Source organism: Pseudoxanthomonas suwonensis J47, from assembly GCF_000513955.1.
In the GTDB taxonomy this organism is placed as follows: domain Bacteria; phylum Pseudomonadota; class Gammaproteobacteria; order Xanthomonadales; family Xanthomonadaceae; genus Pseudoxanthomonas; species Pseudoxanthomonas suwonensis_C.
Window position 1 is genome coordinate 123,584 of sequence record NZ_AZUZ01000009.1, and the last position, 10,537, is coordinate 134,120.

Sequence of the window (10,537 nt, forward strand, 5' to 3'; positions counted from 1 at the left end):
CATGAGCCTTCGCCTTCTCGCGCTCTCCCTGGCGGCCGCCGCCCTCTGCTCCTTCACTTCCGCCGTCCCGGCGCAGCAGCTGCAGCCGATCGAGCGGATCGCCGCGGTGGTCGACGAAGGCGTGGTCCTGCAGAGCGAGCTGGACCTGGCCATGCGCAACATCACCGCGCAGTACGCCGGGCGCGAGGACCAGCTGCCGCCGCGCGAGGTCCTCGAACGCCAGGTGCTCGAGCGCCTGGTCCTGACCCGCCTGCAGGTCGACCGCGCCCGCAGCCAGGGCATCCGCCTGGGCGACCAGGAGATCAACCAGGCCGTGGCCGCCATCGCCCAGCAGAACGGGATGACCGTCGACGCGCTGCGCCAGCGCCTGGCCGAGGACGGGATGTCGTTCGAGGAGTTCCGCCGCTCCCTGGCCGACGAGATCATGGTCCAGCGCCTGCGCCAGAGCTTCGCCCAGAGCCGCATCAACGTCAGCGAGGCGGAGGTCGACTCGGCCCTGGCCCAGCAGGCCGCCGGCGGCACCCAGTACCGCCTGGCCCACATCCTGGTCGCGCTGCCGGAAGGCGCCACCGCCGACCAGATCGCCACCGGCCAGCGCAAGATCGAAGGCATCCGCAGCGTCATCGACCGCGGCGAACTGACCTTCCCGGCCGCGGCCGTGCGCTACTCCGACAGCCCCAACGCGCTGGAAGGCGGCGACCTGGGCTGGCGCTCGCTGGACGAGATCCCGAGCGTGTTCTCCCGCGCCATCACCGAGATGACCCCGGGCCAGATCCTCGGCCCGATCCGCGGCCCCAGCGGTTTCCAGCTGCTGCAGCTGGTCGACGTGCGCGACGCGGCCGCCGGCGCCCCGGCGCAGACCGTCACCGAGTACCACGTCCGCCACATCCTGGTGCGGGTCAACGACCGCCAGGACGACGCCACCGCCAAGGCCAGGATCGACACCCTGCGCGCGCGCGTCGCCGGCGGCGCCGACTTCCAGGAAGTGGCGCGCGAGTCCTCCGAGGACAACAACACCCGCGGCCAGGGCGGCGACCTGGGCTGGTTCCCGGCCGATGCCTACGGTCCGGACTTCGGCCGCCAGGTCACCGCGATCGGGGACGGCGAGGTGTCGCAGCCGTTCCGCACCGACGCCGGCTGGCACGTGATCCAGCGCGTGGCCCAGCGCCAGACCGACGTGACCAACGAGAACCGTCGCGCCCAGGTCCGCGACACCATCGGCCGGCGCAAGCTGGAAGAGGAATACAACCGCTACCTGCAGGAACTGCGCGGCGAAGCCTACGTGGTGTTCCGGACCGGCGACCGTGCCGTCGAAGGCGCGACCCCGGCAGCTGCCGAGCCGGTCGCACCCCCGTCCGGCGGCTGACATGGCCCTGCCCCGGCTCGCGCTGGTTCCAGGCGAACCGGCCGGGGTCGGCCCTGAACTCTGCGTGCGCCTGGCCCAGCGGCCACGCAGCGACTGCACGCTGGTCACCCTCGCCGACCCGGCGACGATGCGGGCCGCAGCCGAAGCGCTGGGCCTGCCACTGAACCTGCTGCACGAGGATGATGTCGCCCGCGAGCCGGGCGACATGCCGTTGCGCATGTTTCCCAACACCAACGCGGTCGGGTTCGGCCGTCCCGACCCGCGCAACGCCGGCGCGGTGATCGGGGCGCTGCTCGATGCCGCCGAGGGCTGCGTGCGCGGCCGCTTCGCCGGCATGGTCACCGGCCCGGTGCAGAAGTCGACGATCAACGAAGGCGGGATCGCCTACACCGGCACCACCGAGCTGCTGGCCGGCCACGCCGGCCGCGACGTGGTGATGATGCTGGCCAACGACGTGGTCCGGGTCGCGCTGGCGACCACCCACCTGCCGCTGCGCGAGGTGCCCGATGCGATCGACGCGGTCCTGCTGCGGCGGGTGCTGCGCATCACCCACGAAGCCCTGCGCCGGGACTTCGGCATCGCCGAACCGGTGATCGCCGTGCTCGGCCTCAACCCGCACGCGGGCGAGAACGGCCACCTCGGCCGCGAGGAGCTCGACCTCATCGTCCCGGTGCTGGAGCAGCTGCGCGCCGAAGGCATGCGCCTGCCCGGCCCGCTGCCGGCGGACACCGCGTTCCTGCCGCAGAAGCTGGCCGGCTTCGACGCGGTGCTGGCGATGTACCACGACCAGGGCCTGCCGGTGCTCAAGTTCAGCGGCTTCGAGCGCGCGGTGAACCTGACCCTGGGCCTGCCCTACCCGCGCGTGGCGGTCGACCACGGCACAGCCCTGGACCTGGCCGGCCGTGGCATCGCCGATCCCTCCAGCCTGGAAGCGGCCGTCGCGACCTGCGCGCGGATGGCGGCGCAGCGGCAGAGCGGTTGAGCGATGCCCGCGTCCATGCGACGCGGGCATTCGACGGCGCGCGCCAGTGCCGCGCAAACATGCCGTCCCTTCCCGCAGGGAGAGGGGCTTCAGATCACGAAAACAGCTCGCCGGTCTCCCGCGGCGAGGCCGGGGGCTTCAGGCCGAGGTGGCGGTAGGCCTTGGAGGTGGCCATGCGGCCGCGCGCGGTGCGGACCAGGAAGCCCTGCTGGATCAGGAACGGCTCGATGACGTCCTCCAGCGTGCCGCGTTCCTCCGACAGCGAGGCGGCCAGCGATTCCACGCCCACCGGGCCGCCGTCGAAGTGCTCGACGATGGTGCGCAGCAGGCGCCGGTCGAGGTCGTCGAACCCCTCCGGGTCGACCTTGAGCATGCCCATCGCCGCCTGCGCCACCGCCGCGTCGATGCGGCCGCCGGCCTTCACCTGGGCGTAGTCGCGCACCCGGCGCAGCAGGCGGTTGGCGATGCGCGGGGTACCGCGCGAGCGCCGCGCGATCTCGCCGGCGCCTTCCGGCTCGCAGTCGATGCCGAGGATCTGCGCCGAGCGGCGCACGATCCTCGTCAGCTCCTCCGGCGTGTAGAACTCCAGGCGCTGGACGATGCCGAAGCGGTCGCGCAGCGGCGCGGTCAGCAGGCCGGCGCGGGTGGTGGCACCGATCAGGGTGAACGGCGGCAGGTCCAGCTTGATCGAGCGCGCGGCCGGGCCCTCGCCGATCATGATGTCGATCTGGAAGTCCTCCATCGCCGGATAGAGCACCTCCTCGACCACCGGCGACATGCGGTGGATCTCGTCGATGAACAGCACGTCGTGCGGCTGCAGGTTGGTCAGCAGCGCGGCCAGGTCGCCCGCCTTCTCGATCACCGGGCCGGAAGTGACCCGCAGGTTCACCCCCAGCTCGTTGGCGATGACGTGGCTCAGCGTGGTCTTGCCCAGCCCCGGCGGGCCGAAGATCAGCACGTGGTCCAGCGCCTCGCCCCGCGCCCGGGCGGCCTGGATGTAGATGTCCAGCTGCTCGCGGACCGGCTGCTGGCCGAGGTATTCGTCCAGGCGCCTGGGACGGATCGAGGCCTCGATGGCCTCGTCCTCGCGGGTGGCGCCGGCGGTGATGATGCGGTCTTCGCTCATGCCGCGATTATGGACGCTGCGGCGGCGTTGCGCCCGCCTCCCGCGGCCACCCCGGCCGGCCGGTCAGATCTCGACCTGCGAACCCAGCTCGACCAGGCGGTTGCCCGGGATGCGGAAGAACCCGGTCGCCGGCGCCGCGTTGCGGTGCATGAAGGCGAACAGCTTGTCGCGCCAGATCGCCATGCCGCGGCGGGCGCTGGGCACGATGGTCTCGCGGCTGGCGAAGAAGGTCGTGTCCATCGGGTCGAAGCCCATGCCGGTGGCGTCGCTGGCGCGCATCAGCGCCAGCGGCACGTCCGGGGTCTCCATGAAGCCGAAGCGCACCACCATCCGGTAGAAGTCGTCGCCGATCTGCTCGACCTTCAGCTGCCGCTCCGCGGGCGCGTGCGGCACCGGCAACGTCTCCACGGTCAGGAACACGTTGCGCTCGTGCAGCACCTTGTTGTGCTTGAGGTTGTGCAGCAGCGCGTGCGGCACCACGGAGCCGTCGGCGGTGAGGAACACCGCCGTGCCCGGAACGCGCGCGGGAGGAGCAAGCATCAGCCCGGGCAGGAAGGTGTCGACCCGGATGCCGTCCTTGCGGATCTCATCCCGCAGCAGCTCGCGGCCACGCCGCCAGGTGCGCAGCATGGTGAACAGGACGACGCCCAGCACCACCGGGAACCACGCGCCCTGCAGCAGCTTGGCGCCGTTGGCGACGACGAAGGCCACGTCGACCACGAAGAACAGCACGCACAGCGGCAGCACCCAGTTGCGCCAGCGCGGCCACAGCGCGCGCGCCACCAGCGCCAGCAGCAGGGTGTCGATCAGCATCGTCGCCGACACCGAGATGCCGTAGGCCACGGCCAGGTTGGTCGAACTGCGGAACGCCAGCACCAGGCCGATGACCATCACCGCCAGCAGCCAGTTGATGCCGGGAATGTAGATCTGGCCGATGGTGTCCTGCGAGGTGTGCTTGATCCGCATGCGCGGGATGTAGCCCAGCTGCATCGCCTGGCGCGACACCGAGAACGCGCCGGTGATCACCGCCTGCGAGGCGATCACCGCGGCCATGGTCGCCAGCACGATCATCGGGTACAGCGCCCAGGCCGGCACCGACTCGTAGAACGGGTTGCGCACCAGCTCCGGCTGCTCCAGCACCAGCGCGCCCTGCCCCAGGTAGTTGAGCAGCAGGCAGGGCAGCACGAAGAAGTACCAGGCGTGGCGGATCGGCGGCGCGCCGAAGTGGCCCATGTCCGCGTACAGCGCCTCGCCGCCGGTCACCGCCAGCACCACCGCGCCGAGGATGAACACCCCGTGCCAGCCGTGCTCGCTGAAGAACAGCGCGCCCCAGTACGGGTTGAACGCCTTCAGCACTTCCGGCGCCTGGATGATGTTCCATGCGCCGATCACCGCCAGGGCGATGAACCACAGCGTCATCACCGGCCCGAACACCTTGCCCACCTTCTCGGTGCCGAAGCGCTGGGCCATGAACACCAGCAGCAGCACCACCACGGTGAGCGGCACGATGAACGGATGCAGCGAGGGCGCGGCGATCTCCAGGCCCTCCATCGCGCCGAGCACCGAGATCGCCGGGGTGATCACCCCGTCGCCGAAGAACAGCGAGGCGCCGAAGATGCCTAGGATGCCCACGACGTAGGCCGTGCGCGAACCGTTCTTCAAGGTGCGCTGGGCCAGCGCCATCAGCGCCATGATGCCGCCCTCGCCCTCGTTGTCGGCGCGCATGATGATGGTCACGTACTTCAGGGTGACGATCACCATCAGCGACCAGAACGCCAGCGACAGCACGCCCAGCACGGTGTCGTGGTCGCTGTTGAGGCCGTAGTGCGGCGAGAACGCTTCCTTCAGCGTGTACAGCGGGCTGGTGCCGATGTCGCCGAAGACCACGCCGATGGCGCCGACGACCAGCGCGAGGCCGGCACCGGGCCCCTGCACGGGGTGGCCGTGCGGACCGTTGGCAGGCGCGGGGTTTGACGCTGCGGACATGGCGGTCACAGGTTAGCGCGGCGGCGCGTGGCGGGGATGTGTCGGCGCCACTCAGCGCAACGCCGACTGCAGCGCCTTGCGGATGATCGCGGCCGCGTCGTCGCCGGGGGCGGCGCCGTCGCGGGCCATGCGCGCCGCCTCGGCCGGCTTGTAGCCCAGCTGCTGCAGGGCGGTGGCCGCGTCGGCAACCGGGTCGCCGGCTGGCGCCGGCATGCCGCTGCTGCCGCCACCGGCCAGGTCGGCGGCGCGGTCGCGCAGCTCCACCACCATGCGCTCGGCGGTCTTCTTGCCGATGCCGGGGATGCGGGTCAGCGCGGTGACGTCGCCGGCCTGCACCAGCCGCGCGAACTCGTCCACGCTCACCCCGGACAGCACGGCGAGGGCGATTTTCGCGCCGATGCCGCTGACCTTCTGCACGTCGCGGAACAGGCGCCGCTCGGACTCGCGCAGGAAACCGTACAGCGAGACGCTGTCCTCCTTCTGCGCGTAATGGGTGAACAGCGAGACCTCGCGACCCAGTTCGGGCAGGTCGTAGAAGGTGCTCATCGGCGCCTCCAGCTCGTAGCCGACGCCGTTGACGTCGATCACCAGCCAAGGCGGCTGCTTGAGGGCGAGGATGCCGCGCAGGCGTCCGATCATCGGGGGTTCCTCTGGAGCGGGATTCGGGATTCGGGATTGGGGATTCGAAAAAGCAGAGGCGAAAGCACCGGCACGGCCGGAAGGTGCCCGCGCTTTCCACGAATCACAAATATCGAATCACTACTCACGGCTCTATTTCCTCCACGCCAGCTTCGTGCTCACGCCCAGGCGCTGCGCGGTGGCGCGCACGTGGGCGTGGGTCAGGGCGATGGCCAGGGCGTCGGCGGCGTCGGCCTGGATCTTCCCGCTCAGCCCCAGCATGGCCGCGACCATGTGCTGGATCTGTGCCTTGTCCGCCGCGCCGGTGCCGACCACGGCCAGCTTCACCTCGCGCGCGGCGTACTCGCTGACCGGCAGGTCGCGCAGCACCACCGCGCTGATCGCCGCGCCGCGGGCCTGGCCGAGCTTGAGCGCCGAGTCGGCGCTGCGGCCGACGAACACCTGCTCGATCGCCACTTCCTGCGGCCGGTACTCCTCGATCAGCGCCGACAGCCCATGCAGCAGCCGCTTCAGCCGCGCGGCGAAGTCGCCCTCGCCCAGCAGCACCAGCGGCTGGTGATGGACATGGCGCACGCGGCCGCCCGGCTCCACGTCGATGATGCCGATGCCGGTGCGCTGCGACCCCGGGTCGATGCCGAGGATGCGCACGCGCGGCGCGGCGGCCACGGGCACGACGCTCACCGTTCCGCCTCCGGGGATGCGATCCGGGCCGCTGCCGCCACCGCTTCGCCCCCGGGCGGGCACATCGTCAGCCGGCGTCGCCCAGGTCGGCGTTGGAATAGACGTTCTGCACGTCGTCCAGGTCCTCGAGCATGTGCAGGAGCTTCTGCACCTGCTGCGCGGTCTCGCCGGACACGGCGATGTCATTGTCGGCGCGGAAGGTCACCTCGGCATAGCCCGGGGCCAGGCCGGCGGCTTCCATCGCCTGCTTCACCGCCTCGAAGTTCTCCGGCGCGGTGACCACGTCGATGGCGCCGTCGTCCGGGTACACGACCACGTCGTCGGCACCGGCTTCGATCGCCGCCTCGGTCACCTTCTCCTCGTCGGCGCCCTCGTAGCTGAGCACGCCCAGGCGCTTGAACATGAAGGCCACCGAGCCCTCGGTACCCATGTTGCCGCCGCACTTGGAGAAGGCGTGGCGCACGTCGGCCACGGTGCGCACGCGGTTGTCGGTCAGGCAGTCGACGATCACCGCCACGCCGCCGGGGGCGTAGCCCTCGTAGCGCACTTCCTCGTACTCGACCCCTTCCAGCTCGCCGGTGGCCTTCTTGATCGCGCGCTCGATCACGTCCTTGGACATGTTCGAGTCCAGCGCCTTGTCCACCGCCGCGCGCAGGCGCGGGTTGTTGGCCGGATCGCCGCCGCCGGAGCGGGCAGCGACGCTGATCTCGCGGATCAGCTTGGTGAAGATCTTGCCGCGGCGGGCGTCGCTGGCGTTCTTGCGGGCTTCGATCGAGGGACCACGACCCATGGGGGCTTCCGTATAGCGTTTGCGAAGCGGCGATTATAACGGGCGCCCGCGCCGGCCAAGCCGGCGTCAGCCTTCCGCGTCCGCGACGAAGGCGCCGGTGCGCAGGAAGCTGGCGACCTGGCGCGCCGCCGCGGCGGAGAACACCAGTCCGGTATGGCTGGCATGCACCTGGCAGTACGCGGCCAGCCCGGGCAGGCGGGTCTCGGCCAGCGCCACGGTGCCGTCGGAGGCCTCGTCCACCGCCGACAGGAAGCGGCCGATCCCGCGCGCCACGTCACCGGCCACCATCCCGACGGGCACCGGCCCATTCCACGGCGCGCAGCCCTGGCACAGCAGCGTGCCGCTGCGCCCCAGCGCCCAGGCCAGGCGCGGGCGCCCGGCGAGGAAGCGCGCGGTTCCGCTGCCGCGCAGCGGCGAGCCCAGGCATACCGCGCGCGCCACCGGCAGGTCCGGCGCGCGGCGCAGCGCTTCCAGCACCAGCAGCCCGCCCAGGCTGTGCCCGACCAGGTGCACCGGCGCGCCACCCCGCAGCCGCGCGACCAGCGCCTCGATGGCCGGTTCCGGGCCGCCGACGATGCTGGGATACCCGAAGATCCGCACGCGGAAGCCGTGCCGGCGCAGGCGCCAGGCCAGCGGCGCCAGCCACCAGGCCGAGTTCCACAGGCCGTGCACCAGCAGCACGCGGTCGCAGGCTCCGGCCTGCCCCTCCCTGCGCCATGGGCCGGCAGGCTCGGCCTCGCCCTCGCTCACGCCGCCACCGCCTGCCGCTTCCAGTCGCGCGGCGACAGCCCGCTGTGCGCCTTGAACACGCGCGACAGTGCCGCCTCGCTGCCGTAGCCGACCTCGCTGGCCACGACCTTCAGCGGCCGCCCGCGGCGCAGCGCCTGCTGCGCCAGCGCCACCCGCCAGCCCTGCAGGTACTGGCCCGGGGTGATACCGACCACGTTGCGGAAGGTGGTCGCGAACACGCTGCGCGACATGCCGGCGGCCGCGGCCAGGTCCTCCAGGCTCCAGTCCTTGGCCGGCGCGCCGTGCATGGCCACGATCGCGTGGCGCAGGCGCGGATGGCCCAGCCCGGCGAGCATGCCGCTGCCCAGCTCGCCGCGCTCCATCAGCTGGCGCAGCACCTGGATCATCACCACCTCGAACAGGCGGTCGACCATGGCCTGGCGACCGCAGCGCTGTTCGAAGGCCTCCTCGAACAGCAGCTCCAGCACCGGCGCGACGCCGTGCAGCGCCTGCAGCGGCAGGCATACGAAGGACGGCAGCGCGCCGACCAGCGGATTGGCGGCGCCGCCTTCGAAACGCAGGTTGGCGCAGGCCATGTCGGCACCGCTCTGCGGATCGCTGGAGAAGCGGTGCGCCATCGGCCGCGGGTACAGCAGCAGGCTCGGCTCGGTGATCTGCACGGTGCTGCCGGCGTGGCTGACTTCCAGCGGCCCGCGCCGGACCAGGTGCAGCTGGCCCATGCCGTCGACCACATCGAGGGTGTTGATCCCGCACAGCGCGCCGGCGTGGAAGACCTGCGCGCTGACCGGGAAGCGCTCCAGCAGTACGGCGAGTCGATCGGCCATCTCGTACTCCCAGTCAACTTTTCCGGACTTTCCGTGCTGGAGCGTAGCAGCCAAGGCCGCAGATTACGCCTGCCCCGACGGCAACCATCCAACACAACGAGGAGAACGACCATGAATGCCATTACCCGCCCGATCGCCGTCGGCCTGCTGGCCGTCGCCGCCCAGGCCGCGCTCCCGGCGCAGGCCGCCACCCCCGCCACGGTGCCCGCGCCCCAGGCCACCGTCGAGGGCAGCCACGTCGTCACCGCCGACGGCGTGCGCCTGTACTTCAAGGACTGGGGCCCGAAGGACGGCCCCGTCGTCACCTTCAGCCACGGCTGGCCGCTGAACTCCGACAGCTGGGAGGCGCAGATGCTGTTCCTTGCCGACCACGGCTACCGCGTCATCGCCCACGACCGCCGCGGCCATGGGCGCTCCAGCCAGCCGTGGGACGGCAACGACATGGACCACTACGCCGACGACCTGGCGGCGGTGATCAACGCGCTGGACCTGAAGGACGTCACCCTGGTCGGCTTCTCCACCGGCGGCGGCGAGGTGGCGCGCTACATCGGCCGCCATGGCACCGCGCGGGTGAAGAAGGCGGTGCTGGTCAGCGCGGTAACGCCGTTCATGCTGCAGACCGCGGACAACCCGGAAGGCATCCCGCAGGAGGTGTTCGACGGCTTCCGGGCGGCGGCCCAGGCGAATCGTTCGCAGCAGTACCTGGACATCGCGTCGGGCCCGTTCTTCGGCTTCAACCGCCCGGGCGCGAAGGCCAGCCAGGGCCTGATCCAGTCGTTCTGGAGTGCGGGCATGCAGGCGGGCCACAAGAACACCTACGACTCGATCGCGGCGTTCTCGGCCAGCGACTTCCGCGCCGACCTGGCGAAGTTCGATGTGCCGACGCTGGTGATCCACGGCGACGACGACCAGATCGTGCCGGTGGATATCTCCGCCAGGGCGGTGCCGAAGTACACGAAGCACGCGCGGGTGATCCTGTACCCGGGCGCGCCGCACGGCATCACCGACACGCACAAGGACCGTCTCAACCAGGACCTGCTGGACTTCCTGCGCGAGTGAACGTGATGGATGCAGCACACGGAAACGGCCGCGGCTTCGCGGCCGTTTTCGTGTGTGCGGCGAGGCAACGCGTCTGCCCGGACCTCGGTAACGGGCGGAGTCCGACTTGTGCAATCACGACGGCCTGGTGCGGTGGCGCGAGAGCAATGTCAGAGACAAGTGCAACCGCAACGGCAACTGCAACTGCGTCAGCGTGTGCGGGCTTCGGACGGAGCCGCGGCAGCGCGGGGGTATGGCGCATCGCGCGGTTCCGCGTCCTGCTCCAACGCGCGAGCGCGGCACATCCATGTGCCGCTTGCGCCATACCCCCGCGCTACCGCGTCTTTCGGCGCGT

10 protein-coding genes are annotated in these 10,537 nt (G+C 71.1%); 3 read left to right on the top strand and 7 right to left on the bottom strand.

What is annotated here, in order from left to right:
- Window position 1 precedes the first annotated feature (1 nt).
- A complete protein-coding gene (locus M503_RS0103165; protein WP_028919151.1) occupies window positions 2-1,366 on the top strand; it encodes a peptidylprolyl isomerase in 1,365 nt (454 codons plus the stop codon).
- A 1-nt stretch (window position 1,367) separates the two neighbouring features.
- The gene (gene pdxA / locus M503_RS0103170; RefSeq protein ID WP_028919152.1) at window positions 1,368-2,348 is read left to right on the top strand and encodes a 4-hydroxythreonine-4-phosphate dehydrogenase PdxA; all 981 of its coding nucleotides are present in this window, start codon (window positions 1,368-1,370) and stop codon (window positions 2,346-2,348) included.
- Between the two features lie 94 nt (window positions 2,349-2,442).
- Here the strand turns inward: pdxA and ruvB are convergent, their stop codons facing one another.
- The 7 genes from ruvB to M503_RS0103205 form a co-directional block, all read right to left on the bottom strand.
- On the bottom strand, window positions 2,443-3,474 hold the full coding sequence (gene ruvB, locus M503_RS0103175; protein WP_028919153.1) for a Holliday junction branch migration DNA helicase RuvB: 1,032 nt from the start codon (window positions 3,472-3,474) through the stop codon (window positions 2,443-2,445).
- 63 nt (window positions 3,475-3,537) lie between these two features.
- Window positions 3,538-5,460: a potassium transporter Kup gene (locus M503_RS0103180; protein ID WP_037060317.1), complete on the bottom strand. Its 1,923-nt coding sequence runs from the start codon at window positions 5,458-5,460 to the stop codon at window positions 3,538-3,540.
- A 51-nt stretch (window positions 5,461-5,511) separates the two neighbouring features.
- Window positions 5,512-6,099: a Holliday junction branch migration protein RuvA gene (gene ruvA / locus M503_RS0103185; RefSeq protein WP_028919155.1), complete on the bottom strand. Its 588-nt coding sequence runs from the start codon at window positions 6,097-6,099 to the stop codon at window positions 5,512-5,514.
- A 132-nt stretch (window positions 6,100-6,231) separates the two neighbouring features.
- Window positions 6,232-6,747, bottom strand: a complete 516-nt coding sequence (ruvC, locus tag M503_RS0103190; RefSeq protein WP_024870294.1) for a crossover junction endodeoxyribonuclease RuvC — start codon at window positions 6,745-6,747, stop codon at window positions 6,232-6,234.
- Between the two features lie 100 nt (window positions 6,748-6,847).
- Window positions 6,848-7,570 carry a YebC/PmpR family DNA-binding transcriptional regulator gene (locus M503_RS0103195; RefSeq protein WP_028919157.1) on the bottom strand — a complete coding sequence of 241 codons (723 nt, stop codon included), beginning with the start codon at window positions 7,568-7,570 and terminating at the stop codon, window positions 6,848-6,850.
- A gap of 66 nt (window positions 7,571-7,636) precedes the next feature.
- The gene (locus M503_RS0103200) at window positions 7,637-8,320 is read right to left on the bottom strand and encodes an esterase/lipase family protein (RefSeq protein ID WP_428992212.1); all 684 of its coding nucleotides are present in this window, start codon (window positions 8,318-8,320) and stop codon (window positions 7,637-7,639) included.
- Entirely contained in the window at window positions 8,317-9,144 is an 828-nt protein-coding gene (locus M503_RS0103205; protein ID WP_028919159.1) for an AraC family transcriptional regulator, read from the bottom strand. Before M503_RS0103205 ends, M503_RS0103200 begins: the two co-directional genes overlap by 4 nt.
- 111 nt (window positions 9,145-9,255) lie before the next feature.
- Here M503_RS0103205 and M503_RS0103210 point away from each other — a divergent pair, with 111 nt between their 5' ends.
- Window positions 9,256-10,203, top strand: coding sequence for an alpha/beta fold hydrolase (locus M503_RS0103210; RefSeq protein ID WP_028919160.1), 948 nt, complete (start codon window positions 9,256-9,258; stop codon window positions 10,201-10,203).
- Window positions 10,204-10,537 lie beyond the last annotated feature (334 nt).